The sequence below is a fragment of the Halonotius roseus genome (assembly GCF_006861655.1).
GTDB lineage: Archaea > Halobacteriota > Halobacteria > Halobacteriales > Haloferacaceae > Halonotius > Halonotius roseus.
Genome location: NZ_SESI01000001.1, coordinates 232,421 through 258,160 on the forward strand (window position 1 = coordinate 232,421; position 25,740 = coordinate 258,160).

At 61.6% G+C, this 25,740-nt stretch carries 28 protein-coding genes and 1 tRNA gene; 17 read left to right on the forward strand and 12 right to left on the reverse strand.

The window, feature by feature from the left end; all coding sequences use genetic code 11:
* Positions 1 to 15 precede the first annotated feature (15 nt).
* Positions 16 to 978, forward strand: coding sequence for an NADPH:quinone reductase (locus EWF95_RS01250; RefSeq protein WP_142442167.1), 963 nt, complete (start codon positions 16 to 18; stop codon positions 976 to 978).
* Positions 979 to 995: 17 nt separating this feature from the next.
* On the opposite strand, the gene EWF95_RS01255 is transcribed toward EWF95_RS01250, so the two are convergent.
* A complete protein-coding gene (locus EWF95_RS01255) occupies positions 996 to 1,409 on the reverse strand; it encodes a DUF7548 family protein (protein WP_142442168.1) in 414 nt (137 codons plus the stop codon).
* 87 nt (positions 1,410 to 1,496) lie between these two features.
* On the opposite strand from EWF95_RS01255, the gene EWF95_RS01260 reads away from it, so the two are divergent.
* Together EWF95_RS01260 and EWF95_RS01265 are read left to right on the forward strand one after the other, a co-directional pair.
* Complete coding sequence (locus EWF95_RS01260) at positions 1,497 to 2,651, forward strand: thiolase family protein (protein WP_142442169.1); 1,155 nt, start codon at positions 1,497 to 1,499, stop codon at positions 2,649 to 2,651.
* Positions 2,648 to 3,076: an OB-fold domain-containing protein gene (locus tag EWF95_RS01265; protein ID WP_185911662.1), complete on the forward strand. Its 429-nt coding sequence runs from the start codon at positions 2,648 to 2,650 to the stop codon at positions 3,074 to 3,076. Before EWF95_RS01260 ends, EWF95_RS01265 begins: the two co-directional genes overlap by 4 nt.
* Here the strand turns inward: EWF95_RS01265 and EWF95_RS01270 are convergent, their stop codons facing one another.
* On the reverse strand, positions 3,077 to 3,871 hold the full coding sequence (locus tag EWF95_RS01270) for a DUF7547 family protein (protein WP_142442170.1): 795 nt from the start codon (positions 3,869 to 3,871) through the stop codon (positions 3,077 to 3,079). It lies immediately after the preceding gene.
* 163 nt (positions 3,872 to 4,034) lie between these two features.
* On the opposite strand from EWF95_RS01270, the gene EWF95_RS13400 reads away from it, so the two are divergent.
* On the forward strand, positions 4,035 to 4,199 hold the full coding sequence (locus EWF95_RS13400) for a hypothetical protein (RefSeq protein ID WP_185911663.1): 165 nt from the start codon (positions 4,035 to 4,037) through the stop codon (positions 4,197 to 4,199).
* A 99-nt stretch (positions 4,200 to 4,298) separates the two neighbouring features.
* Here the strand turns inward: EWF95_RS13400 and dpsA are convergent, their stop codons facing one another.
* A complete protein-coding gene (dpsA, locus tag EWF95_RS01275; RefSeq protein WP_142442171.1) occupies positions 4,299 to 4,847 on the reverse strand; it encodes a DNA starvation/stationary phase protection protein DpsA in 549 nt (182 codons plus the stop codon).
* A 212-nt stretch (positions 4,848 to 5,059) separates the two neighbouring features.
* On the opposite strand from dpsA, the gene EWF95_RS01280 reads away from it, so the two are divergent.
* The 3 genes from EWF95_RS01280 (at position 5,060) to EWF95_RS01290 (ending at position 7,853) form a co-directional block, all read left to right on the forward strand.
* Positions 5,060 to 5,773 carry a phosphoribosyltransferase family protein gene (locus tag EWF95_RS01280; RefSeq protein ID WP_142442172.1) on the forward strand — a complete coding sequence of 238 codons (714 nt, stop codon included), beginning with the start codon at positions 5,060 to 5,062 and terminating at the stop codon, positions 5,771 to 5,773.
* 179 nt (positions 5,774 to 5,952) lie between these two features.
* Positions 5,953 to 7,359 (forward strand): NCS2 family permease, encoded by a 1,407-nt coding sequence (locus EWF95_RS01285; protein WP_142442173.1) that lies wholly within the window; start codon positions 5,953 to 5,955, stop codon positions 7,357 to 7,359.
* Positions 7,360 to 7,607: 248 nt separating this feature from the next.
* Positions 7,608 to 7,853 carry a glutaredoxin family protein gene (locus EWF95_RS01290; protein WP_142442174.1) on the forward strand — a complete coding sequence of 82 codons (246 nt, stop codon included), beginning with the start codon at positions 7,608 to 7,610 and terminating at the stop codon, positions 7,851 to 7,853.
* Here the strand turns inward: EWF95_RS01290 and EWF95_RS01295 are convergent.
* The 3 genes from EWF95_RS01295 to EWF95_RS01305 all read right to left on the reverse strand — a co-directional run bounded on the left by EWF95_RS01295 (position 7,850) and on the right by EWF95_RS01305 (position 9,683).
* Complete coding sequence (locus EWF95_RS01295) at positions 7,850 to 8,818, reverse strand: transcriptional regulator (protein WP_142442175.1); 969 nt, start codon at positions 8,816 to 8,818, stop codon at positions 7,850 to 7,852. The genes EWF95_RS01290 and EWF95_RS01295 overlap by 4 nt on opposite strands.
* 121 nt (positions 8,819 to 8,939) lie before the next feature.
* Entirely contained in the window at positions 8,940 to 9,419 is a 480-nt protein-coding gene (locus tag EWF95_RS01300; protein ID WP_142442176.1) for a nucleic acid-binding protein, read from the reverse strand.
* Between the two features lie 9 nt (positions 9,420 to 9,428).
* Positions 9,429 to 9,683 (reverse strand): hypothetical protein, encoded by a 255-nt coding sequence (locus EWF95_RS01305; RefSeq protein ID WP_142442177.1) that lies wholly within the window; start codon positions 9,681 to 9,683, stop codon positions 9,429 to 9,431.
* 139 nt (positions 9,684 to 9,822) lie between these two features.
* On the opposite strand from EWF95_RS01305, the gene EWF95_RS01310 reads away from it, so the two are divergent.
* Positions 9,823 to 11,148, forward strand: a complete 1,326-nt coding sequence (locus EWF95_RS01310) for a tRNA(Ile)(2)-agmatinylcytidine synthase (protein WP_142442178.1) — start codon at positions 9,823 to 9,825, stop codon at positions 11,146 to 11,148.
* 19 nt (positions 11,149 to 11,167) lie between these two features.
* On the opposite strand, the gene EWF95_RS01315 is transcribed toward EWF95_RS01310, so the two are convergent.
* Together EWF95_RS01315 and EWF95_RS01320 are read right to left on the reverse strand one after the other, a co-directional pair.
* Positions 11,168 to 11,572: a response regulator gene (locus tag EWF95_RS01315; protein ID WP_142442179.1), complete on the reverse strand. Its 405-nt coding sequence runs from the start codon at positions 11,570 to 11,572 to the stop codon at positions 11,168 to 11,170.
* A gap of 132 nt (positions 11,573 to 11,704) precedes the next feature.
* Positions 11,705 to 12,664, reverse strand: coding sequence for a succinylglutamate desuccinylase/aspartoacylase family protein (locus EWF95_RS01320; protein ID WP_142442180.1), 960 nt, complete (start codon positions 12,662 to 12,664; stop codon positions 11,705 to 11,707).
* Positions 12,665 to 12,787: 123 nt separating this feature from the next.
* Between EWF95_RS01320 and EWF95_RS01325 the strand changes: the two genes are divergently transcribed.
* Positions 12,788 to 13,090, forward strand: coding sequence for a DUF7536 family protein (locus tag EWF95_RS01325; RefSeq protein ID WP_142442181.1), 303 nt, complete (start codon positions 12,788 to 12,790; stop codon positions 13,088 to 13,090).
* Here the strand turns inward: EWF95_RS01325 and EWF95_RS01330 are convergent, their stop codons facing one another.
* Entirely contained in the window at positions 13,091 to 13,363 is a 273-nt protein-coding gene (locus EWF95_RS01330) for a MarR family transcriptional regulator (RefSeq protein WP_142442182.1), read from the reverse strand.
* Between the two features lie 91 nt (positions 13,364 to 13,454).
* On the opposite strand from EWF95_RS01330, the gene EWF95_RS01335 reads away from it, so the two are divergent.
* The 5 genes from EWF95_RS01335 to EWF95_RS01355 all read left to right on the forward strand — a co-directional run bounded on the left by EWF95_RS01335 (position 13,455) and on the right by EWF95_RS01355 (position 19,756).
* A complete protein-coding gene (locus tag EWF95_RS01335) occupies positions 13,455 to 14,795 on the forward strand; it encodes a ribonuclease catalytic domain-containing protein (RefSeq protein WP_142442183.1) in 1,341 nt (446 codons plus the stop codon).
* A 97-nt stretch (positions 14,796 to 14,892) separates the two neighbouring features.
* Complete coding sequence (locus tag EWF95_RS01340) at positions 14,893 to 15,726, forward strand: phosphoenolpyruvate hydrolase family protein (protein WP_142442184.1); 834 nt, start codon at positions 14,893 to 14,895, stop codon at positions 15,724 to 15,726.
* Complete coding sequence (locus EWF95_RS01345; RefSeq protein ID WP_142442185.1) at positions 15,726 to 16,946, forward strand: Tm-1-like ATP-binding domain-containing protein; 1,221 nt, start codon at positions 15,726 to 15,728, stop codon at positions 16,944 to 16,946. Before EWF95_RS01340 ends, EWF95_RS01345 begins: the two co-directional genes overlap by 1 nt.
* Before the next feature lie 122 nt (positions 16,947 to 17,068).
* Positions 17,069 to 18,448 (forward strand): serine--tRNA ligase, encoded by a 1,380-nt coding sequence (gene serS / locus EWF95_RS01350; protein ID WP_142442186.1) that lies wholly within the window; start codon positions 17,069 to 17,071, stop codon positions 18,446 to 18,448.
* Between the two features lie 519 nt (positions 18,449 to 18,967).
* Positions 18,968 to 19,756 carry a hypothetical protein gene (locus EWF95_RS01355; protein ID WP_142442187.1) on the forward strand — a complete coding sequence of 263 codons (789 nt, stop codon included), beginning with the start codon at positions 18,968 to 18,970 and terminating at the stop codon, positions 19,754 to 19,756.
* A gap of 5 nt (positions 19,757 to 19,761) precedes the next feature.
* Here the strand turns inward: EWF95_RS01355 and EWF95_RS01360 are convergent, their stop codons facing one another.
* A complete protein-coding gene (locus EWF95_RS01360; RefSeq protein WP_142442188.1) occupies positions 19,762 to 20,874 on the reverse strand; it encodes a S26 family signal peptidase in 1,113 nt (370 codons plus the stop codon).
* 268 nt (positions 20,875 to 21,142) lie between these two features.
* Between EWF95_RS01360 and EWF95_RS01365 the strand changes: the two genes are divergently transcribed.
* A complete protein-coding gene (locus EWF95_RS01365) occupies positions 21,143 to 21,922 on the forward strand; it encodes a hypothetical protein (RefSeq protein WP_142442189.1) in 780 nt (259 codons plus the stop codon).
* A gap of 131 nt (positions 21,923 to 22,053) precedes the next feature.
* On the opposite strand, the gene EWF95_RS01370 is transcribed toward EWF95_RS01365, so the two are convergent.
* On the reverse strand, positions 22,054 to 22,902 hold the full coding sequence (locus EWF95_RS01370) for a DUF7504 family protein (RefSeq protein WP_142442190.1): 849 nt from the start codon (positions 22,900 to 22,902) through the stop codon (positions 22,054 to 22,056).
* A gap of 61 nt (positions 22,903 to 22,963) precedes the next feature.
* Positions 22,964 to 24,226, reverse strand: a complete 1,263-nt coding sequence (locus EWF95_RS01375) for a hypothetical protein (protein WP_142442191.1) — start codon at positions 24,224 to 24,226, stop codon at positions 22,964 to 22,966.
* Positions 24,227 to 24,485: 259 nt separating this feature from the next.
* Here EWF95_RS01375 and EWF95_RS01380 point away from each other — a divergent pair, with 259 nt between their 5' ends.
* Positions 24,486 to 25,148, forward strand: coding sequence for a DUF7114 family protein (locus tag EWF95_RS01380; protein WP_142442192.1), 663 nt, complete (start codon positions 24,486 to 24,488; stop codon positions 25,146 to 25,148).
* 74 nt (positions 25,149 to 25,222) lie between these two features.
* A tRNA-Thr gene (locus tag EWF95_RS01385) sits at positions 25,223 to 25,294 on the forward strand.
* Positions 25,295 to 25,740: the final 446 nt, after the last annotated feature.

The window sequence follows — 25,740 nt, forward strand, 5'->3', positions numbered from 1 at the left end:
GCCCTCAATCCAGCTATGCGCGCCGTCAGATTTCATAGCCACGGTGGCACCGACGTACTCCAGGTAGACGAAATTGACCGCCCCGAGCCGGCAGGCGAGGAGGTACTGATCGACGTCCACGGCGCGGCGGTCAACCCCGTCGACACCTACTTTCGGGAGGGCTCCTACGAGCCGTTCACGCTGCCGATGATCCCCGGTATCGACGCCGCCGGCGAGGTCGTTGCCATCGGCGACGATGTGACCGGGTTCACCGCGGGCGATGCGGTCATGGCCACCGGCATCGGCAAGGATCACTACGGCGGCTACGCCGAGTACGCCGCGACCCCCGACGACCGGGTCGTCGCCCTTCCCGAGGGTGTCGACACCGTCGCAGCCGGCGCGGCTGGCGTCGCCGCCGTCACGGCGTGGCGCGCCCTGATCGATCATGCCGAGCTCCAACTCGGCGATCGGTGTCTGATCCACGGGGGGAGCGGCGGCGTCGGCCACGCGGCTGTCCAGCTTGCGGCCGCCGCGGGCGCGGAGGTCATCACGACCGCCAGGCCGGGGTACCACGACGAGCTTGCCGATCTCGGCGCGGATCACGCCTTCGATTACCGCCGCGATGATCTCGCCGACGCTGTCCTCGATGCCAGCGACGGCGGTGTCGATGTGATTCTCGATCACCGCATGCACGAGTATCTCCAGTTCGACGCCGACGTGGCCGCCACCGGCTGTCGGGTCGTCGGCATCGGCGAGAAGGAGCAGTCGGTCGGGTTCAGTCAATCCTCGGCTGCCCGCGGGAAGGATCTGCAGCTGACGCTGATGAGCATGTTCAACACGCCGGATCTGCGGGAGCCGCTGTCGAACGTCGCCGCACTGATGGCCGACGGCAAGCTGGAGGTTCAGCTCGCCCAACGCTACGATCTCGATGGCGCGAGCGAGGCCCAGCGCGCCGTCCTCGAAGAGAGCTTCCTCGGCAAACTCGTCATTACTCCCTGATCGATCCCACAAACCGGTTAGCTGACGACGAGGGCGTACCCCGCCGCGCTGCCGGCGATGAGGCCGCTGGCGACCAGACTCGCCCACGGATGGTATTCGAGCCAGCCGTAGTCAGCAGGAAAGCTATAGAGGATTGTCGAAGGGATGGCCAACGCCCACACCGCCGTCAACCCGAAGATCGCCAATCCGACCGCGAGCATGATCCCCGCGACAAGCGTCGGATCAGCCTGCCCGCGGACGCCCGACAGGAAGATGACGACGCCGAGGACGGCCAGAAAGATCGCGCCGGCGACGCCGAACGGCCCAGCCCCGTAGTAGCCGGCCAGCAGCTGTGACTGCCCTTGGACGAGTAGATACGGGGCCGCCGCCAGCACGGCAAAGACGAGCGCGGCTCCGGCACCGAGATACGGCAGCGTACGATCCGGTTCCATGCCCAATGGTCGCCGTCCCGTCCTGTTAAATCGCCCGAGATGGGCTGGAAGGGAAATCGGTAACTACCCCGCGGTGAGAAACGTGGTATGGATCGCGTTGCGATCGTCGGCGCGTCGATGACCCAGTTCGGCCAGCGCGAGGGCTGGATCCGCGAGCTGCTCGCGGAGGCCGGCCAGGACTGCTTGGCCAACGCCGGTGTCGACGGCGACGACCTTGAGCATCTCTACGTATCGAATATGGCCAGCGGCGAGTTCGAGGGCCAAACCGGGATCGCCAACGCCGTCGCCCACGACCTCGACGCGCTGCCGGCCTACACCGCCCGGATTGATCAGACAAGCTCGTCGGGTGGCGCGGGCGTCTACAGCGCGTGGCAGTCAGTGGCGTCGGGAGCCAGCGATCTCACCCTGCTGATCGGCGGCGAGAAGATGACCCACCGCTCCACCGCCGAGGCGACCGATGTGATCGCCTCGCTGACCCACCCCGCCGAGTACAAACACGGCGTCACGCTGCCCTCGTTTGCTGGGTTGACCGCCCGGCGATACCTCCACGAATACGACGCCCCACGCGAAAGTCTCGCCAAGGTCGCGGTGAAAAATCACAAAAACGGCGTCGACAACCCCCACGCCCAGTTCCAGAAGGAGGTCGATCTTGAGACCGTCATGGAGTCGCCGATCGTCGCCGATCCGCTGCGACTCTATGATTTCTGTCCCATTACCGACGGCTCGGCCGCCCTGCTGCTGTGCCCCGAATCAGTCGCCGACGAGTACGCCGACGAGTACGCCGTCATCTCCGGGATCGGCGGCGCGACCGACACCCACGTCGTCCACGAGCGCGAAGATCCAACCGTGATGAACGGCGTCGTCGACTCCAGTGCGATCGCCTACGAACAGGCCGGCCTCCGCCCCGACGACATCGACGTGGCCGAGCTCCACGATATGTTCACCATCCTTGAGTTCCTGCAGTCGGAGGGCCTCGGCTTCTTCGAGCAGGGCGAGGGCTGGAAAGCCGTCGAGGAGGGTGTCACCGACCGCGACGGCGAGCTCCCGATCAACACCTCTGGTGGCCTGAAATCGAAGGGCCACCCCCTCGGCGCGAGCGGCGTTGCGCAGGTCTACGAGATCTACCAGCAGCTCACCGGTGCGGCCGGTCCACGACAGGTCGAGGCCGACACCGGCCTTGCCTGCAACGTCGGCGGCTTTGGCAACTGTGTTATTACGACGATCATGGAGGCCGGACAATGAGCAATCACGAAACCGCAAGCGACGCCACCGACGATGCCGACGCCGACGAAACCGACGACCAGCCGCCGATGGAGGCCGCCCGCTACCCGGACGGCACGATCCTGTACCCGGTTCACCCACTCGGCCCCGAGAGCCAAGAACCGGTCGGGACGGTCGATCTCAGCGAGTACCGTGCGACTGTCGTGACGTGGACAACCTCGACGGCGACACCGCCGGGCGTCCGCGAGCCGAACCATCTCGCTATCGTCGAGTTCCACGTTGACGGCGAGCCGGTGCGGGCGATCGGTCAGCTGACGACCGGCGATGTCGAGATCGGCGACACCGTTGAACCGGTGTATGCCGCGGAGCTCCGCGATCCCGATGCCGGGATCCGCGAACGAAAAAGCCAGTCGTGGGACGGCTATCGGTTCCGCCCGGTCGAGTAACTAGGTCGCGTCGGTGTCGTCGTCGTCGTCCGTCGATTCGTCCGGGTTCTCATCACGCTCCGCGTCGTCGATCGCCTGTTCGGCCTCGTCAAGTTCGTCTTTGATCGATTCGAGTTCGGCGTCGACATCGACCGAGGGGGCGTCGGCGTTGCTGCCGTCGGCAGCCGGCGACCGGCTGCTGTCGTCGCTGTCGTCACCGCCGTCACCGTCGTCACCGTCGTCACTGACATCGATCATCACGCCGTCGTTGGTTCCGGCGGCGTTCGACTGTCGGCCCCGCGACCTCCCGTCTCGCTCCCGATCCCACTGATCGCTGACGGTTCCTTCGGCCTCTCGGAGTCGTCGTTCGATCTCGCCGGTGAGATCGCGGGCGTCGGTGATGAGATCCCGCGAGTCGCCGTCTTCGGGGAGGTCAGCCTCGGCGAGTGCGGTTCGGAGTTCGGCGAGCGCGCCGGCGAGCTGTTGGCCGGCCTCGGTGCCGACCGCGTCGAGCCGGCTGCGAGCGGCCTCGCCTTCCTCGCGGGCGGCGCGGGCGGGGTCGGCCAGCCGGAGGGTTCGCTGGAGTAGCTCCAGGGATTTGATCGTCGCCTCAAGCGCGGCGATCAGCGTCGGGATCGTGTACTCCTCGGTAAACCGCAGGAGGTCGCCCAGCCGCGGGGGCTGTGGCGGCCCGCGACGATCGTTCTCGCGGAGTTCCCCACGGAGGTCGGTCAGCGTCGACTCCAGCTCGTCGAGTTGGGCCGCCAGCTCATCGCGATCCCGCGGCCGATCAGGGCTGTCTGCGGGTGGGCTCATACGCCCTCCTTCGGTCGCGGCTCGGTTAAGACTGTGGCAGCCCAGCGTCGGCGGGACGACAACGGGGATCACCCAGTTGCTATCAGCTACTGATCGCCAGAACTGACCGGGAGGATTAGGGCGACCGAAACGTATATCCCTTTAGGCATACCTAAGAAGTTGTATGGAAACCACCGACGTGACCGAGTCGAGCACCGAACCTGAGCCGGCCGCTGCAACCCCGTCTGTGTCGGCCTGCAATGCGACGCCTGATCGTACCGTCTTCACCGAGGAGGGCAACGAAGACGGCTGGATCGCCACCGACTACAGCGTCACTGTCTCGCGGTAAGCTGTCTGTTTCTGCGGTAGTCGATCACGGCTGTCGATGTCTCTGTCCGTTGTGTGCGCGTTTGCGTTTGCAGTAAAAAACGAGTGGCCGCGGCGGTCGTTAGTTGGTCGCCGAATCGACGACGAGCGTGTCGTCTTCGAGGTAGTGTTCGATATGGTGGGCGTCCTCCTCGATGTCGACGAGGATCTCCTTGAGGATGTGTTCGGTCGTCGGGTCGCCGAGGTTGGCCGCCAGCTGGATGTGGTCGCGCATCCCCTCGATGATGGTGGCGTAGGCCTCCATGTCGTTTTCGAGGGAGGTGCGGATATCGTAGACATCCTCACCCTCAAACTCGACGGTGGCGTGTTCCTCCTGGTTGGCCGGGCCGGCGATCGGAACGCCGCCGATCGCCTGGGCGCGCTCGGCGATCATGTCCGCGCCGGCTTCCATGTTCTCGTAGGCCTCCTGGAGGAAGAGGTGGAGGTCTCGGAACTCCGCGCCCTCAACGTTCCAGTGGTGTTTGTGGAGCTGGTGATACATGACATAGGCGTTGGCGAGATCCGTGTTCAGCGCGTCGACGATCTGCTCGGCTTTGTCCGCATCAAGGCGGAGGGCCTCGGATTCCTCGATCTCATCGAACCGCTGACGAACTGTCTCTTGGGTGCTCATAGCAGCTATTTGTTCGGCTGCCAGTCACTTAACTATTTGGGATATAGAAATACGTTTTTTGATTTCAAAAACAATTGTTTCCGATAGCGGCGTTTTATTCGTATCACAGGATATCGTGTGATGCGAGTCGACAGCCAATATCCACTATGGTGACCACCGACACGTGTCTCCGTTCCGATGTATTCATCATTGCACAATCTCGAACACCCAGTATGAATCGCGCCGAGAAAGCCGCCCTCCAGCTGCAGGCCGTTGCTGTGCTCCGAACCCTCAAAACCGATCGCACCTACGCGGAGCTCTCCGCGGAAACCGGACTGCCGGAAGGCGATCTCAACCGGTATGTCAACGGCCACGTGCTGCCGGGTGTCGACCGCGCCGAGGCGGTCGTTGGCGACATCGGCCGTGAGGCCATGGCGACCGAGCTCCGCGCCCGTGTCAGCGTCGACGACGAGGGGTATGTCGACAACTCCGCGGTCGTCTTCGATCAGTCGTTTCTCGACCGCGTCGCGCCGGTCGCCGCCACCAGCGTCGGCTTCGAACGCCCGGACGTGGTGTTGACCGCCGCCACCGACGGCATCACCCTTGGGGCGGCGATGGCGTCGTACTTCGATGCCCGACTGGCCTACGCCAAGAAGTCAAAGGAGACCGCCGTCGAGGAGTTTATCGAAGCCCGTCAGCGACTCACCTCCGGGATCGAGCTCACCTACTATCTGCCGGCCGCCGGGCTCGACGGGGGTGAATCGGTACTCATCGTCGACGATCTGATCCGCTCGGGGGAAACCCAAGCCCTCCTGTTGGATATCGCCGCCCAGGCCGACGCCAAGGTCGTCGGTGTGTTCACGCTGATCGCTGTCGGCGACGAGGGGTTAGCCCGCGCCCGCGAGCGTACCGACGCGCCGGTGGCGGCGTTGACGACTGTCGACTAAGCTGTTCGCTGTCACCAGAAACCGACCGGCGACCGCGCTGCGGCGACACCGTCCACCCACACGACGGATTCCGTAGGATGTCACGATTGTTCATCGGTATTTGACGAGAACATCGTAGGTCATCGCACAATTATGCGAATTTTTAAGTCAGTGTCGGAGACAACCGCTACACACCACAAATGGGACTCAACTCGTTTTTCGATCTCGATGATCACGACACCGATGTCAACACGGAGCTGATCGCCGGCGCGACAACATTCCTTGCGATGGCCTACATCATCGTCGTCAACCCGACGGTGTTGTCGAACGCGATCAGCATCGAGGGGTACACCGACCCCGAGGTCTTCCAGATGATCGCCATCACGACGATCCTCGCCTCGGTGGCCGCGATGCTTGTGATGGCACTGTACGCAAATCGGCCATTTGGGCTTGCGCCAGGTCTGGGACTGAACGCCTTCTTCGCGTTCACGGTCGTCCTCGGCTTAGGCATCCCGTGGCAGACCGCGCTCGCGGCGGTCTTTGTCGAAGGGATCCTCTTCATCGTGTTGACGGCCATCGGCGCGCGGGAGTACATTATCAACCTCTTCCCTGAGCCCGTCAAGTTCGCCGTCGGCGCGGGTATCGGCGTCTTCCTGCTGTTTATCGGCCTTCAGGAGTTTCAGGTGATCGTCAACGACGAGGCAACCCTCGTCACTCTTGGCTCGGTCGGCTCGAATCCGGTGGCGATCCTCGGGCTCTCGGGTGTCGCGCTGACACTGCTATTGTGGGCCCGCGGGATCACCGGCTCGATCATCATCGGCATCCTCACGACCGCCATCGCCGGCTGGGCGCTGACGCTGGGCGGCGTCGTCGACCGCGGCGTCCTTGTCAACGAGTCGGTGCTGTCGGCGGTCGAACAACAGGGTGTCCTTGGCGTGATCACGGGGATTCAGTACGATATCACGCCGTTGGCCGGCGCGTTCATCGACGGCCTCTCGCAGGTCGAACCGCTAACGTTCGGCTTCGTCGTGTTGACGTTCTTCTTCGTGGACTTCTTCGATACCGCCGGCACGCTGATCGGGATCGCGCAGTTCGGCGACTTCCTCGATGAGAACGGCGAACTCCCGGAGATGGACAAGCCGCTGATGGCCGACGCCGTCGGCACAACCGTCGGCGCGATGCTCGGCACCTCGACGGTGACGACCTACATCGAGTCCTCGACCGGTGTCGAAGCCGGCGGGCGCACGGGGCTCACCACACTCGTCGTCGCCGTCCTCTTCCTGTTGATGATCCCGTTTGTCGCCATCGCCTCGGCGATCCCGAGCTACGCCTCGTTTATCGCGCTGGTGATCGTCGGGATCATCATGTTCGAGGGCGTCGTCGACATCGACTGGCGGGATCCGGCGTGGTCGATCTCGGCGGCGTTGACGATCACGATCATGCCGCTGACGTACTCGATCGCCGACGGGCTGGCCGCCGGGATCATCAGCTACCCGCTGGTGAAAGCCGCCGCCGGTGAGGCCGACGACATCCGCGCCGGCCAGTGGCTGCTGGCAGCCGTGTTGATCGTCTACTTCTACATCCAGACCAGCGGCATGCTACTGTAGGTCGGCATCCAGATCTACGGCATGTGCTGTAGGTCGAATCCAGACCTGCGGCATGCTACTATCTGCGGCCGTAGCGTTTTATCGGCGGCCGGTGAAACCCGGGTATGCCGTTCAGCGTGACGTGGCACCCCTCCTGGAGCCGCTTGAGTCGCTCCCGGCCGACCGACGTAGGCGATAGCTCCAACGCTTGGGGTGCTGTCACACACAGCACCAGTGGCTTCATTTGCCTGCCGGCCGTAGAACCGATGATGTCAGAGCTTATCCTCTATGAACTGCCGGGCTGTCCGTACTGTGCGAAGGTTATCTCAAAGCTCGACGAGCTCGGATTGGAGTACGAATCCCGAGAGGTGCCGCGCTCACACAGCGAGCGAACCGAGGTCAAGGAGGTCAGCGGCCAGACCGGTGTCCCGGTGTTGATTGATCCGGAACACGATATCGACGGGATGCCCGAAAGCGACGATATCGTCGCCCACCTCGAAACACACTACGCCTAAGCCTCCGGTTCGGCCCCACGATCCTGGATCAGCTCCCGGATCGATTCCGGATCATCGATATCGGCGAGCTCCGCACAGGAGACGATCGCTGTCCCATCGACCGACTCGCGTTTTGTCTGTTCGGTGGTGAAGTACACCGACCGTGTTTTCGTGACGCGACCGATCGAGCTCATCAGTTCGGCGCGTTTCTCCGCGCTTTCGGTAAACGAGGAGTGGCCGGTCAACATGTCGCTCCCACGGCGATCGGTTGCCTTGCTAACGGCCTTAAACGGCGAGCGCGTCGTCGGATGGACATCGAAGCCGGCCTCCGCCAACACCGTCAGCACGTGTTCGTCGTCGGGGTCGGCATCGGGCTCCTCCGGAACGGGATCGGCATCGTGAACCTCCTCCGCGCCATCGAGGACGGAAACCGGGTTCGAAAACGGCTGATTGAACAGCTCCTCCAGCTGGATCGCCACCTCGATCGAGGCGTTCATCCCATCCTCGTATTTTGAAACTGTGCGCCGAGAGACACCAAGTTCGGTCGCCAGCCGGCCGAGACTCCAGCCGCGATCCTCGCGCTCGTCGGCCAACAGATCGCCGTCGATGCTGACGTACAGGCCGCCAGGGGCGGCGTAGATCAGCGGTGGGACTTCTTCGACGAAGAGGTCGTAAGCCGTATCGGGATTAAACACCGGGACGCCGTGGCGGAAGTAGACGACGCCGGGTTTGAGATCCTCGTTGCGCGTCCGCAGGCCGATCACCATCGGCGTCGCCGAGAGATACTCGCCGAGCCGCCGGAGCTCCGCGCCGGTTTCAGGGTTGAACGCGTCGATATTGCCGAGTACCTTCAACAGCACAAGATCGTCTCCGCGGCGGGCCGCGAGATCGAAGCTCTTCGGTCGAACGGAACACCGGTCGCTGACGAGAAAATCGGCGTCCGCCAGCATCGCGGTAATGTTACCGACCAGTGCTGACCGTGACATAGCCGGGACTAGTGAGTTATCACATATATACGTTGCGGCGACGATCCGGCACGGTCAGGCTCACGTCACCGGATTTCGGGTTTGAGACCACCGATACGATTATATATAAACTGCCGCGCCGCTACCAGCCCGCGTCGTTAGTATTGACCAACTCGATAGCATGCTCGACGAGCGGGGCCGAGAGATAGAGGTTCGTATCCTGCCGGAGGGCGCGAAGCAACCGCTTCGTCTCGGTAGCTGACAGGTCGCCATCGCTGTAGCCGTACAGGACGACGCCTATCGAGCCATGAACCTCAATACCCTCGGTATCAGCCGTCTCTCTGGCAGCAAGGTCGTCGGTGAGGAGTATCCCGTCGCGGTCGACGCAGAGTGTGAGGGCTGCTGTCTCTCCCGGGTCGAGATGCGAATACGTCGAGTCGAGATCGGCGGCAACGCTCACGGCGGAGTAGGTGAGATCGGACAGATCGACTGACCCACGTGCGAGTTCGTCGAGCACAGTCTGTGGAATCGAAAGCTGGCCGATCCGTTCGAGGAGCGGCAGAGCCGCAGCCTGTGCGAGATGGATTACTGGGCCAGCGTCGGCAACGATCACTCGATCCATCGGCCGCGCTCAGGCCTGCAAGCCCCACCGCACGTCGTCTTCGACTGCGTCCCGTGCGATCTCGACTTCGTTGACAACATCGGCACCCAGCTGTTCAACTGCCTCCTCACGGGCGATCTCATCTGCGAGATACCTGCTGACGACCATGTCCCGGTACAGCGTCTCGACACCGGCTTCGACAGCCTGCTGAATGACCACGGATTCATCGAGGTCGTGGTGTTCTGCGAGTTCGTGAACCCGCTCGGAGACGGTCTCGGTCGGCATATCAGATTGTTCGACGCCAAAGGATATAAAATCGTGTCCCGGGCCAACGCAGTCGGTTACTATTGAACGTCAACTTCGGCGACCCACTGGCAGCGACGAACCCGAAACGGGTTTTCGCGCCGACGCAGTACCAACGACAATGACCGTCATCGGGCTCGACGACACCGACTCCCGAACACGGGGGATGTGTACGACCTACCTCGCCACCCGGCTGGCCGAGGCGATCGTCGACGCCGACGGGAGCGTCGAGCGGACGCTCTTGGTGCGACTCAACCCGGCGGTCGAACACAAAACCCGGGGCAATGCCGCGCTGGCGATCCACACCGACCTGCCGGCCGCCACAGCAGTCGATCTCGCCGCCGAACGCATCGACGCCCTCGCTGTCGACGCCGACGCCCAAACGAGCCCTGGGCTCGTTGTCGCCGATAACGACCCCGAGACGATCCCCGACGCCGTCGCCGACCTGGCTGGGCGCGCGGTACGCGACCAACTCAGCCTTGCCACCGCGGTCGACGTTGCCGACGGGGCGGGCTACGAGCATCGCGGGTGGGCAGGTGCGGGCTGCGATGTGGCGGGTCGCGGCCGGATCGGCGCGCTGGCGGCCGTCGGCGCGTGGGCAGCGTTCGACGAGTGGACGTACGAACAGATCGCCTACCGCGAGTTCGACCGCTGTGGCTCACCCCGGGAGGTCGACATCGATTCGGTGTTTGCGGCCGCCGATCGCGGCTATCCGACCGTCTGGGATACCGTCGACCGCGAGGAGGGGGCGGTCTGTGTGCCAAACGCCCCCGGCCCGATCCTCTATGGGATCCGTGGCGACGATCCCGATGCCGTCGTCAGCGTTGCCGACGCGATCGACAGCGAGTCAGTCGAACGCGATCGCTGTTTTGTGACGAACCAAGGAACCGACCTGCATCTCCAGGCAGGCACGCTTGACTCGCTGAAAGGCGGCAGGGCCTACCGCGTCGACGGTGTTGTCACCGAGCCGCCAGCAACACGGGAGGGCGGCCACGTCTTCTTCACACTTGGCTCGGTGCGCGATGAGGACGCAGACACCGACGCGGACGGCGCGATAGGTGACGCGACCGCCGACTGTGTCGCCTTCGAGCCGACCAAACGGTTCCGCGACCGGGTTCGCGCGCTTCGGACAGGCGACCGGCTCACGGTCTGTGGGGAGTACAGCGACGGGGCGATCAAGCTCGAAAAGTTCGCCGTTCGGGAACTCGATCGCACCGAGCGCGTGACACCGACCTGCGAGGGCTGCGGCCGGCGGATGAAATCAGCCGGCAGCGGGCAGGGGTATCGGTGTCGGGACTGCGGCACGTCGGCTCCGGGGAAGGTCACCCGGCAGGTCGACCGCGACCTCGATGAGGGGTGGTATGAGGTGCCGCCCTGTGCGCGCCGCCATATCGCCAAACCGCTCGTTCGCGGCGGCTTCGACGCGCCAACGCATCCGGAGCGATAGGAGAAACAGCAGTACTCGACTACGCTGCCGTGGTGCCGTAGGCGGCGATGACGGTCTCGATGCGATTTGCAAGTACGTCCATATCGGCGGCGGCGTGGTCGCCCTTGTAGACAAACTCGGTGACACCGTTGTCGACAGCGTCGCTGGCGATCGGTTCGAGCTCCTTGCCCGTCAGCAGGATGATCGGGACATTCGGGTCGGTGCCGGAGCGGTTCAGCGAGCCGGCAAACTCGATCCCGGTTTCGTCCGGGAGCTCGTAGTTGACGACAACCACGTCAAAGCTATCGGTTTTGAGGCTTTTTCGCGCCTCACTTGCCGTTGTGACAGCCGTCAGCTCCATCCCGTGGGTGGATTCCAGCGCGTCGACAACCCGCATCGACATGAACTCGCTGTCCTCGACCAGCAGAACCTTCGGTGCGGTCATCGCTGTAACTCCTCGGTGAGTGCCTGCCCGGTGGTGTGGCCTATGGTGTCGTGCTGTGTCATCGCCCGAATACTCCGTTGGTGGCGATATGTGATCCGACTACTTATAGCATGTGCGGGGCCGAAAGCCGGATCAGTAGCTGTCGACGTTGGTGCCGATCGAACAGACGTACTCGCCGACGGCAACCTGGGGCAGTCGGCGTGACCGCCAGAGGATCCCGCTGTTGTCGGCGGTAACCTCATCTTTCACCGCGCCGAAGGCGTCGGTCACCACAAACAGCGTCTCGCCGGCATCGACACGGCTGCCAAGCTCGGCGCGGTAGTCGACCACCCCGCCCGCCGACGCACCGTACTGATCGAACCGTTTGGCTCTGGTCTGGCGTTCCATCGATGGCCCGCCGTCGAGGAACTCGTAGTGCCGCAAAACGTTGTAAACGCCGTCAACGCCGGTTTGGATGCTGTCGGCGTCAAAGCCGACCGAGCCGCCGAGCTCGGGGTCGACCGTCGGGATCCCCTCATCCGGGGCAACCCGGGCGAGTTGGCCCTCCGGCCCCTTCTGATCGAGGACGTAGCCGCAGTTGAACACCTTCGCCAAGCGGAGACACTCGCTGTGCATTGTGTGCCGGCGGCCACACCGCACCCGCACCTCATCGATCATCCGACTGGTCGACCCCTGGTGGAGATCCAAAATCAGATCGGCCGTTTTGGCGATCTCGAAGACGGCGTCGGCGATGCGCTCGCTGGCGGTGCCCTCCGCGTCACCGGGGAATGTGCGGTTGAGCTTGCGGTCGTCGATCGGGTTGCGGTGTTCGGCGACCTGAAACCCGTGGTAGTTGACGATGGCGACGATACAGATCTCGCCGGCGATCTCGTCGGGATCAAGCTGTGGCACCAGCTGCCGGATGACCCCAAGCCCGTTGAGCTCGTTGCCGTCGCTGACCGCCTGGAGATAGAGCCGCTTGCCATCCTCGGCCCCGTTGATAACCGCAACCGGGAGGCGTGCCGGACTCCCATCGCGGGTCTCACCGACCGCGAGCCGACCGGTATCGACCTCTCCGGGATCGGCCGCGGCGGTTCCGAGCGTGATCGTCATTACCGAGCGGAGGGTCGCCCCGTTCTTTAGCGGTTCGATCCCGTATGAGCGCGCCGGTGACCAAACACTGATCACGACCGGCAGTCGGTGCCCCTTTTGTCGGCCGGGCGCGTAGCGGGAAGTATGAGCGACGGCGATGCTGACGGGCAGACAGACGGGCCACCGACAGGAGGGTTGCTTGCGGCGTTGGCGGTCAAACGAAACACCGTTATCGGGCTCGGCGTCGGCGTCGGTGTCGCCGCACTCGCCTACCTGGTGCGGATCTTCGAGCTCCTCGGCCCAGTTGGGTTCGAGCGAACGTATCCGATCGTCGGCCCGGAGGCGTGGTTTCTCCTGTTGGCGATCGTCTTCGCGTCGGCGACAGCACTCGGCGTCGTCGTCGTGTTGACGGCGATCCGGGCGGTGCGGCTCTCGAAGGATGTGTGATTAGTCGGCGATCGCCTCGCTGTTTTCGATGGCGGCTTCGGCCGCCGCGGTGAGTTCGTAGATATTCTGTCTGGCATCGGCGAAGTAAACGTCCTCTTCGACGAGGCCGATTCCTTCGAGGCGTTCCAGCGCGTACCGCACGGTGCGTGCCGACAGCATCGATTCCTCGACGATCCCCTTCTGAGTCAGCGTCCCGTTGTACTCCAGGACTTTGAAAACAAGTTTCGCGCTCGGTGGGAGGTCGTCGAGCGTTTCGTCGTCTGTTCCAGCCATCGATATTGGTTCCGAGCGACAGGAGTATAAAACTTCACCAGTCTCATGGCCGCCCGACACGCCTTTCTACCGGCCACCCGTTGGATCGGCCATGTCAGATGCGCAGGCCGACGCCGGCACCGCCGAGGGCCAAGGCCCGGTGCGGATCACCGAGGCTGTCGCCGATCGCCTCGCCGAAAAGCGCGCCGAGCTCTTCGAGGAGTTCGAGATCAACGACGAGTTCCCCAGCGACGTGCTCGTCGAAGCCCGCAAGCGAACCGAGGACGTGTATGCGGAGATCGAGGATGAACTCGACGAGCGGCAGGATCTTCGTGATCTTACGGCGTGGACAACCGATCCGGCCGACGCTCAGGACTTTGATGACGCGATCAGCATCGACGCCGACGAGGAAACCTACACGCTGTGGGTGCATATCGCCGATGTCAGCCACTACGTCCACCCCGGCTCCGAGATGTGGGCTGAGGCGGTCGAACGCTGTAACACCGTCTATCTCCCTGCCTACACCGTTCATATGTTGCCGCCGGTGTTGGCCGAAACCGTCTGCTCGCTCGTTCCCGAGGAGGATCGCCTTGCTCACACTGTCGAGATGACCATCGACCGCGAGACCCTGTCGTTCGAGGAAGTCGATATCTACAAATCCGTCATTCACAGCGACGAGCGACTGACCTACACCGAGGCGGAAAACCGCATCGAGGAGGAGGGCGCGCCGCTGCACGAGGAGTGCAATCTCGTCTACGAGCTGGCCGACCAGCTCCACGAACAGCGCAAGGAGGATGGTTCGCTCGTGCTCAACCCTTCCCGTGACCGTGCCCACACCATCGTCGAGGAGTGCATGCTGAAAGCGAACAAAGCAGTCACCCACGAGCTGATGTGGGATCGTGGCGTCGAAGCGATGTACCGCGTCCACCCACAGCCGACACCCGACCAGTGGAACGAGGCCCTCAAGGAGATTCAGGATCTCGACGGGGTGTCGATCCCGGGGGGCTCGTGGGACGAGCCGCGAAAGGCTGTCAACGCCGCACTGGAGGAATCACCCGGGCGACAGCTCAACAAGATTCAGCGGGCCGTGCTGAAGGTGATGCCGCGCGCGAAATACATGAACGACCCCTTCGGCGGCCATCACGCGCTGAACTTCGATATCTACGGCCATTTCACCAGCCCGATCCGGCGGCTGTCGGATCTGATCAACCACTGGATCGTCGCCGAAAACGACGTGCCCGAGGATCTGATCGAGCTCTGTGACCGGGCCTCCGACAAGGAGAAAGATGGAGAGACTGTCGAGCGTCTCTACAAGCAGTATATGGAGGAACTCCATCTCGAAGGCCACGCGATCAACGACCGCGGGCTGGAGGTCGTCGACGACGCTGACTTCGCCGAGATGGATGAGGAGGAACGCGAGAGCGTTCACGAGGTGCCGGAGACACAGCGATAGCCCGGCCGATACGACGCCGACACACCGGACGCCTGCGTCGACAACAAGACAGCTGTTCGACACAACTTTGATTGGCGGGTAATCTAAATAATTGATCATGCGTTTTTCACGCACGGAGTCACTCGACCGTCTCAGAGGCACTGTTAACGATGGCGAGCCGGTAATCGGCGCAGGCGCGGGCACGGGTATCTCGGCGAAGTTCGCCGAGCGCGGCGGCGTTGACCTCCTGATCATCTACAACTCCGGCCGGTATCGGATGAACGGCCGCGGCTCGCTGGCGGGGCTGTTACCCTACGGCGATGCCAACGAGATCGTCGTCGAGATGGGCAACGAGGTGATCCCGGTCGTCGAGGACACGCCCGTACTGGCGGGTGTCAACGGCACCGACCCGTTCCGCCAGATGGACGTGTTCATCGAGGATCTCAAGCGACGCGGCTTCTCGGGCGTCCAGAACTTCCCAACCGTTGGACTTATCGACGAGGACAGCTCCTTCCGCGCGAATCTGGAGGAAACCGGGATGGGCTACGACAGGGAAGTCGAGATGATTCGGGAGGCTTCCGAACAGGAGATGTTGACCTGCCCGTACGTCTTCACTGAGGAACATGCCCGCCAGATGACCGAGGCCGGTGCCGACGTGATCGTTTCCCACATGGGGCTGACCACGTCGGGCGACATCGGCGCGGAAACCGCCTTCGATCTCGAGGAAGCCGCCGAGCGCGTCCAAGCCCACCATGACGCCGCCAAGGCGGTCAACGAGGACGTACTGGTCATCTGTCACGGCGGGCCTATCGCGTGGCCTGACGACGCCGAGTACGTCCTCAACAACACCGAGGGCGTCGTCGGCTTCTTCGGTGCCTCCAGCATCGAGCGGCTGCCGACCGAGGAAGCCATCCAGAACCAAGCCCGCGAATTCAAGGAGATCGATTTCTGATGGCGGTCGTTATCGTCGGGACGCTCGATACGAAAGGCGAGGAGATCGGCTTCACCCGGGACGTGCTGGAAGCACAGGGCGTCGCCGTCCACGTCATCGACACCGGTGTCGTCGGCGAGCCGGGGATCGAGCCCGATACCACCGCGGGCGAAGTCGCCGAAGCGGCCGGGACGACGCTCGAAGACCTCCGCGAGGACGCCGACCGTGGCGAGGCGATGGAGGCGATGGGCGAGGGCGCGACCGCCATCGCCGAGCGCATGCACGAGGCCGGCGACCTCAGCGGGATCATGGGCCTCGGTGGCTCGGGCAACACGTCGATTGCGACGACCGCGATGCGCGCGCTACCGGTCGGCGTCCCCAAACTCATGGTCTCGACGATGGCTTCCGGCGACACCGAGCCCTACGTCGGGGCCCGCGACATCATGATGCTGTACTCCGTGGCCGACATCGAGGGCCTCAACCAACTCTCCCGGCAGGTGATCGCCAACGCCGCCCTCGCCATGGTCGGCATGCTGACCAACGAGCCCGATGTCGAAGTCGAGGAGAAACCGACCATCGGGATCACGATGTTCGGGGTGACGACCCCCTGTGCGAAGACTGCCCGCGCGTATCTCGAAGATCGGGGCTACGAGACCATCGTTTTCCACGCAACGGGGACGGGCGGCCGCGCGATGGAGAGCCTAATCCGGGAGGGCGTCATCGACGGTGTCCTCGACATCACGACGACCGAATGGGCCGACGAGTTCGTCGGCGGCGTGCTCAACGCCGGCCCCGACCGGCTTGATGCAGCCGCCGAGACCGGGATCCCGCAGGTCGTTTCGACAGGCGCGCTCGATATGGTCAACTTCGGGCCGCGAGAGTCGGTGCCCGAGAAGTTCGACGACCGGCTGTTCCACATCCACAACCCACAGGTGACGTTGATGCGAACGACAGCCGAGGAGAACGCCGAACTCGGCGGGATCATCGGCGAGAAGCTCAACGCGGCGACCGGGCCGACCGCGCTGGCCCTCCCGCTCGGTGGCGTCTCGATGCTCGACGTGGAAGGCGAGGACTTCTACGATCCCGAGGCCGACGCCGCGCTGTTCGACGCGCTGCGGGCGACCATCGACGACGACATCGAGCTGATCGAGATGGAGACCGACATCAACGACGACGTATTTGCCGAGAAGATGGCCGAACAGCTCGATGAATACATGCAGGCTGCGGGTGTTGGGCCCTGAGGACTGTGTGGGTTCGAAAACAGGGCCCTGTGGTGGTCGTGTTTGATCGGCGTTGGGGTATGCGTGATCGCCGCGGTTCCCAATAGATACCGTTTTCACACCGACAGCAAAACGTTCCGGCAATGCTGCGTAGACAGTTCGTCCGTGAGAACCCCGCGGCCGTTCGTGCTGCCCTCGAACAGAAGGGCGTCGATGTCGACCTCGACCGAATCTTGGAGATCGACGAGGAATGGCGGTCGCTCAAAAGCGAGGGCGACGACCTCCGGCATGAGCGCAACGAGGTCTCAAGCACGATCGGCCAGCTCAAAGCTGAGGGAAAGGATGAGGAAGCCGAGGAAGCCATCGAACGCTCCTCGGAACTCAAAGAAGAGCTCCAGACGATCGAAGCCCGCGCCGACGAGTTGGAAGCCGAACTCGAAGCCGCGCTGTTGACCCTCCCGCAGTTGCCAGATGATTCGGTGCCCGTCGGCGACGACGAGAGCGAAAACGTCGAGCGTCGACGCGAAGGGTTCGACGACCGACGGGAGCTCCCCGCGGAGATCGAACCCCACTACGATCTCGGCGAGGAGCTGGAGATCCTGGATTTCGACCGCGGCGCGAAGGTCTCGGGTGGCGGCTTCTACTTCGCCAAGGGTGACGGCGCTCGGCTTGAACACGCCCTGATCCAATTTATGCTGGAGCTCCACCGCGAGCAGGGGTACACCGACATTTTCCCGCCGCTGCCGGTCAACAGCGCGTCGATGCGTGGAACCGGCCAGTTCCCCAAGTTCACCGAGGATGCCTACCGGATCGAAGGCGACAACAGCGAGCCCTACGACGACGATGATCTCTGGCTGCTGCCGACCGCCGAGGTGCCGGTCACCAACCTCCACCGCGATGAGATCCTGCTCGATGACGACCTTCCCCTCAAATATCAGGCTTACTCGCCGAACTTCCGACAGGAGGCCGGCGAACACGGCACCGAAACACGGGGGATCGTCCGCGTCCACCAGTTCAACAAGGTCGAGATGGTGAACTTCGTTCGCCCCGAAGATAGCGACGAGCGATTCGAGGGCCTTGTCAGCGAGGCCGAATCGGTGCTCCAGGAACTCGGCCTACCCTACCGGATCTTGGAGATGTGTACCGGCGATCTCGGATTTACACAGGCGAAAAAGTACGACATCGAGGTTTGGGCTCCCGGCGACGATATGGAGGACGGCCCCGACGCTGGCGGTCGGTGGCTAGAGGTTTCGTCGATCTCGAACTTCCGGGCGTTTCAGGCCCGGCGGGCTGGCATTCAGTACCGACCCGAACAGCACGAATCCGCGGAGTATCTCCACACGCTCAACGGCTCGGGGCTGGCGGTGCCGCGGGTGATGGTGGCGATCTTAGAGTATTATCAAAACGAGGACGGCACGGTGACAGTTCCGGAGCCACTCCGGCCGTACATGGGTGGGCAGGAACGGATCGAGGGCCACGAGGCTGTCGGGGAGAGCGCGGTTGGTGACGGCGCGGAAAACTAACTGGCGGTCGCCCGGTGATGGCCGGGCGAAACGACGTATTGCGTCTATCTTTTCGCTTGAGGCGGAGCAGGGGTAAGCAGTGCTGTTGGCTGACGAGGGTTGGGCTCCCGGCGACGATACCGATCTGATCAAGGACACCGCTATCGTGGGATTGTAATCTAGCAAATATTATGATTGGTTGTCATTACACCCCCTTCACATGACGGTGTTACAAACGTATGTATTTCGGGAGACTTATTAGTGAATTGTTTATACATTACAGCTATCAGTATCTTCGGGGCGTTCACAGTCAGACCCTCCCCCCGGACTGAACGACATCGTTCCCGCTCTGTAGTGGGACTCATCAATGAAACGGCGAACTGCACCGCTGACAGTTTGGACGCTGCCTACCGGAAGCGACAGCAGTAGCGCATCTACAGCGGTCGGTGAGGGAAAGATATCGACGCTACCCATTCGCGCGGCTGAAGCTGTTGGTTGTACGCTGACGAGGGCTGTCTGCGATACCGAGGTGGTACCGCAATGAAACGACGTGCCATGCTCGCCGGAACCGGTATGCTACTGACGGGGAGTGGCATTATCGGCACGTCTGCTGCGTTTGGGGATTCTGTGACCGCGGCGAGTGATTTTGGTGTGATTACAGCGAGAAACCTACGCGTAAGAGCAGGACAGGCGTTTGCGGCTGATGGGAGTGTCAATGAAGGATATGAAGATCGTTTCGTTGCGTATGAAGAGACTGCAGATAGTATGTTCTTCGACAATGCTGGGGGACTCAACAATATTTCAAAAGAAGATATTCCAGTAGCAACTGTCAATCCGAGAGACGAGAACAACAATGACGATCTTGTTTTAGAAAGTGCCATCTCTCTTGAGAGTGATGGGGTAGTTTTTGAGGATATTCTTGAAATCGAAAACCGTGGAACCAGCACCGAAAATGTAGGAATCTCGTATGATCGAGACAAAGATCAGTACGGTGACGATGTTAATGTCGGTGGTGGTGATGATACATTAAATGATTTAGATGTTCAATCGGTGTATAGATTTGTAGATAATAATGGTAACCGAATCTCACCGGATCAAGATACACTTGGTTCTAGTGTTGATGATCCTACTACCTTCGTCGAAATTGAACCTAATGAGATTCATCCGATTGATCTGAAAATTGATTTTAGTGAGTACGGTAATAGATTTGTGGACGGCACCCCAAAAGAAAATATCCTTCAGGCGGCCCAGCTCGGCGGCCCATTCGAGGGATCAATCGATACCGTTGATCTGCTTGATTCGATCACGGTTGGTACCGAAAGCAACTAAGCGGTTTACCGCGTCTCCTCTCGGAGCACGATCGGCCGGAAGCCAACGATCAGGTAAAACAGCACAGCGACAGGGCTCAGCAGCATCCCGGTGATCGTTGTCATCGCAACAAACGGATGGATATCATGGAGAGCGACGATCACGCTGCTTGGAAGAACACCGATGTAGTGATGCTCTGACCGGGCCCGGATATACGGCCCCGTCTCCTCGGGAGCGGACAGTGTAAGCGTTGTTTCGGCGGTGCCACCGGGCGCAACCTGAAGCACACGATCAGCAAACTGCACGCCCTCAGTCCGGGGTTCTAACACGATGGTGCGAGGGATAAACGGGCCCGCCTCAACATTCGAGGTGCTTTCAGCTGTTCCGCCGGCTTTGATGACAGTTGGATCGTTGGGGCGCTCGAATTCAGCACTTGTGATCGTGATCTCGGTCGTCCCACTCGGCACCGCCATAACCGACAGAATCGGTAACGATAACGCGAGCAGCAGCGCAAGCAGGATGAACCGGCTATCGACGACGGCCCACCGCCGCGTGGATCGGCGTAACACGCGCGTCGCGGAACCGGTAAACAGATCGTAGATGTACGCAGCCCCAACGATCAGCAAGCCGGCGATCCCAAGTGCAAGTCCGGTGTTAGCCCCTGAGGTTTCCGAAACACCGATCACCCCGGCGATCGCGGCGAGTATCCCGGATCCGGTTCTCGCTGCTGCTGCGACGCCGGGGATCGTCACGACATCGCCGTTGAACTGGAGGGCGACGAGTTCGATCTGAGCATCGGTAACGTATGGCTCGCCATCGTCCTGATCGGTGAAGCTGTTTGCATCACCCTGTGTCACATACCCTGCCTCGGTGACATCCACGATCCGGTGTGTGGTTAACCCACCGTCCTGGATGATCTGGGCACGGTAGGTGACAACATCGCCGACCGATGGCTCACCAGCAAGCGGAGCTGGGATCCCGATGAACCCCTCACCGGGATCGATCGTCCCCGCCATACTGCCGGTTTCAACAAAGGCGATCGGGGCCGGAAAGCCAAACACCTGCGACAAAACGATGAAGATAATGAGTCCTGCAAGCAGGAGCGTGATCGCGTTACTGGCAATGGATCGGACTCTCATTGATAGTGGGCGTCTATCTGCACACAGAGACCGGAGAGCGCTTGCGGAGGGTACTCGGGATCATTGCAGTGGTCTATACCGATAAACAACGCTCAGCAATGTATATGTTGGTGTCCCTGTTTTCACATACACCCCAAATCCTGTCATTGTCAAAGATAGTCTAGTTCAAAAACGTTAGCTGAAACAAAAGTCCAAAATCTCTAACTAAATTAAATGTATTTGAAAACCATTAAGTAATTAGAATATAACCATGTTTGGTAGCGGTACAATGAATCGACGAAACTTACTCCTCGGCCTCGGGACGGCCGCCACATTAAGCGGTGCAGCATCAGTAACAGGAGCCACGTTCGCGGACTCGGTGACACCGACGGAAGCTGACTTCCGTGTCATCGCAGAAGCGAACGTGGCCGTAAACGGCGTTGCAAATCCTACCGATGGTGGCGTTGACAACACCTCACAAGGATTCGTTGACACAGGCAATGCATCCAACGACGGCGGTGTGAACTTCACGGAGATCAACGCCGGCGATGTTGACACACTACCTGTTGTCCACGCAGACGGTACAACAGATAATGACGACCTGACGGTCACGCTGGCATTTGAGACGGATGATGCCACAACCCTGTCGCCGGTGCTTGAAATCGACAACACTGGTGATACGTCCGTTGATGTCGGTGTCTACTTCACCGATGAAACCGGATCATCCGGCTTCGGAACGGACGTTACAGAGGACGGAACCTCAGATACGACCGTCATCACCCCGACCGACGTTGTTGAGACGATCCAGATTGTTGATTCCGGCGGTACTCAAATCTCGCCGGACAACGTCGACAACAGCACCCCTGACGAAACCACGCAGACGGTTCCGAACACCGTGACGGTTGACGCAGGAACGACGGAGGATCTCGGCATCCAAATCACGGACAACGCCGACTTCGATACCTCTGTGACAAACGTTGCCAGCGGCGGATCCCCATTCAGCGGCGGCGTTGATGATATCGATCTCATCGACGCGATCAGCATCGGTAACGATCCGAACACGACGTAACTGATCGGATCTAATCCACATTTCTCTTTTATTCAGTTCGCTAGTTACAACGCTGGCAGATCAGCCGTTTCACAATCACAAGCCGAGCTCTCGCCGACCTACAAGAGATCCGCCGTCGCTTCCCGACCTAATTACTCAATGTCGACACTACCATCAGGCTGAATCCGCACCGCCACATCAAAGATCGATTTGATCGTCGCAACGTCGTCGTCGGGATGTCGGTTCGGATCAAGATGGCAGTAGCCCATCACACCGGATTCGTTGAGCTGTGAGCAGAGCGTATAGAGGAACGGCACGACACGCTCGGTGCCGAGATGCTCCACCATCGACGACAGCGTATGGAACCCCAACACGGTCGGATACCCGTTGTCGATCTGGTTGATCCCGTGGCTGATGACGACGCCAAGCTTGGCGAGATTCTGTGGGTTCGGGATCTCCTTGTGGGTATCAACCTTCCGACCAAGGGTGTTGGTATCGCGGGTCGTTCCGGTGTCGCTGCGTGGCTGGCCGACCTCGATCAGCGTCGACTCGCCGTCGACCCACTCGGCGAACCGCTGGGTCATCGGCAGCCGGTCGTTGGTCGATCGCGTCGCGGTCACAAACACCACGTTTTGGGTTGCCGTCCCCTCGGCGGTACAGATCTGGCTGAAGATGTCGTTTGTCACGCCACCCGAGATCGGACTCAACACGAGCACCTGCGTCGGCGATGTCGACTGCCCAAACGACGAGAGGGTGTCCAACACATCGCCGAACGACCGATCGGGATCGGGCGAGTCGGTCGGCGTCGGTGCCTCGGCTGCGGTGTCGGCGGTTTCGGACTCCGAGGCGTCGGAGTCGCTGTCGGCGTCAAAATCATCCCACAGCCGGTTGGCTGTCTGTGCCGGTGCCGCGTCAGCCGACACCGGCTGTTTGGCCGACAGCGACACCTGTTGGTTGTCGTCGGCCGCGGACTCGACAACGGAGGAGCTGTGGGTGTACATCGATTACGCTGTGCGTTCGTCGCGTCGGCGGTCGCAGACCAGCAGGGCGGTGACAGCGCGACTACGCATCGAACTGATCAAATCCGTTCTCGTCGGGACGCGGTTCCGCGTCGGTAGGGTTTGACTGGTCGGTGGGTGCGGCCGACGATGAGTGATTGTTCTGGTTCGATTCTCTGGATGCCGTCTGTGGCTGTTGGTCTGTGGTCTCCCAGGAGTGATCCGCCTGTGGTCGCCGCGCTGTCGCCGTTTGGAGTGTCGCGCTGTCAAACGGCCACCAGCTGCTGTCGGTCACACCGGTAAACTCCTGCTCGCAGCCCGGGCAGTGGGGAGCCGGCAGCAGGCGCAGATCGATCGTCTCCCCGCAGTTGCCACAGTCAGCCGTTGTGACACCGTTCTCGATCGCCTCGTTTTTCAGCTCCCGCAGCTGTTTGCGGTCGGCATGGGCGGCTTCCAGCGGTTCGAGCTGCTCGCGCTGGGATTCGATCGCCGAGCCGAGCCGGTATTCAAGATTGTCGGTCGTCGACAACAGATGTTGGAGCACATCTTCGACGTTGTCGAACTCGGTTTCGATCCAGCCTTCAAGCTCCTCGCGGGCCTCGGATTCCGCGGCGACCTGATCGGTGAGGTCGGCTTCAAGCTCCGAGAGCCGTTCTCTGATCTCGACCAGTTCATCGTCTAATTCGGCGAGTGCTCCCGGACTGTTTGGCCCACCTTCCGCGATCGCTGGGATCGAGTCCTCGACCTCGGCGGACTCCTCATCGGTGTCAGCCGTGGGGTCGGTGTCGGTCATGGGGTCGGTCGTTGGATCGGAGTCACCACCGGTGTTGGAGTCGGCGGCTGTCGCTTCCTCCGGAGTTGGCAGCGACTCCTCGGCTGCCAGCTCGTTGATCACGGTTCGCAGCTTCCCCAGCTCCTGTTCGATCTCCGAGAGCTCTACCTCCTCGGGGGCCGACGCCGGCTCGGTCGGTGATACCGATTCGCTCTGGGGTTCATCAGCAGCTGTCGACACGTCGGCCGGGTCGTCGTCAGCCGTCGGCTGCTCCCGTGTGTCGGACGGATACCGTTCTCGATCGGCCGCGGCCCCCCTCGTTGGCTCCGTGTAGGAGTCACGACGGGGTGCCGGCCGATCGCCGCTTTCCGGATCTGTCTCGCCGTTGAGCACCACGTCTGAGAGCTCTTCGAGCACCCAGTATGATGAAAGGATCTCATCGAGGAGCTCTCGCTCGGAGACATCTTTTTTCGCCGCGGTTTCGGCGACCCACGCGCCGAGGGCGTCGGTGTCGAGCGTGGGCGTTTCATCCCCCGAGTGTTGATCACGTGACATAGACAAGACGATAGCTCTGAAAACAATTATCGTGATACTATGTTAAAAGTATACTGTATTTTTGTCGCGTTATCACCGGATAATTCGGCACGATAGCGTTCGTGTTGGCTCTCTGTCAGACGCGTGTCAGCCGCCGCCGGAGCCACACAGGAGCCGGCACGCATCCACGACCGCTGGCACAGCCCAACATATCACACCCGACGAGGCGAGAGGGGGTGGTTCCAAAGGTCTTTGCCACTCGCTTGCCTATCATCGTGTAATGGATGCTGCCGTGCGAGCGCGAACCGCGGCTCGTGAGACCGTTGAGGATATCGAGCCACCACGGCTCCGGGCCATCCTCCTCGATCGGCTCGCGGAGGCGTCGATGGCCCCCGGCGTGTTGGTCGTTGAGAGCGCGCTCGGACGGGAGCCATCGCTTGCGACGGAGGCTGTTATCAACCGAGGTGTTGGCGTCCAACTCATCTACGAGGGGCTTCGCCTGACACGATCGCTGGCACACGAGGAACCGTGGACGACCGTCGCCGACAGCGAGATCGACGCCGATCTGGAGATCCTTGCGGCCGACATCCTCGTCTCTCGGGGATTTTATCTGCTGGCTCGAACCGAGGTCTCGGATGCGGCCGTTGAAACGGTTCGTTCCTTTGGCCGCGATCAGACCCACCGCCGGGAGCCGGGGGCCGATACCGACACCCACGACCGGAATCTCGAAGCCGATATCTTCGTGTTGGCGGTTCGGGCCGGCGTCACCGCTGTCGGGGATGAGCCCTCGGAGTCGCTGATCAAATTCGCGGCCGAGGCCGCCCGAAGCTACGAGACGCTCCCGCCGGCGGCGACCGTCCTCACGGACTCGGTTCGCCAGCGACTGACCGAGGTTGGGGCGGGTGGCGATGATCCGGTCGCGTCGTCGGTCGGCGATCGCTGACCGGCGAAAAACCACCGTGCGGGGCGGTCGAATCGAAACGCCTAAAGACAAACCCGGACTACGTGCGAATGCGTGCCTGGGTAGCTTAGCGGTAAAGCGCGTCCTTGGTAAGGACGAGACCCCGGATTCAAATTCCGGCCTAGGCTTAGGATATTTCCTTCAAATCCTACTACGATATTTCTCTCCCGTGATTTCCGCATCTAACTCGATTTATTGAGATACCCAACAGTGGAGATATACAACTACATCCCTCCTTAGATATTCTATTTCGTTACCTCATTGGGTCGCATTCTAATGATTTGGCCCGAAGAGTAGATTGACAGTATAGTATTGAGTGTAGTGCGAGATAGATAGCGCAAATCGTCCGCACCGTCCTCTGATTCACCAATAACGTGCTTCACATTGGCGTTCAGTGACCTATTGAAAAAAGGGCAGGATTGTATAGGTCAAATCCAAGTTAGTCAGCCTTGCTTGCGGTTGCCCAGCACGTAACTGAGGAGAACAATCAAGAGCGTCCCGATGAACGTCTTGATTATCATCACAGCCTCCGGAAAGCCTGAATGGAAATCATATGGCTGGGGCGCGACCACAT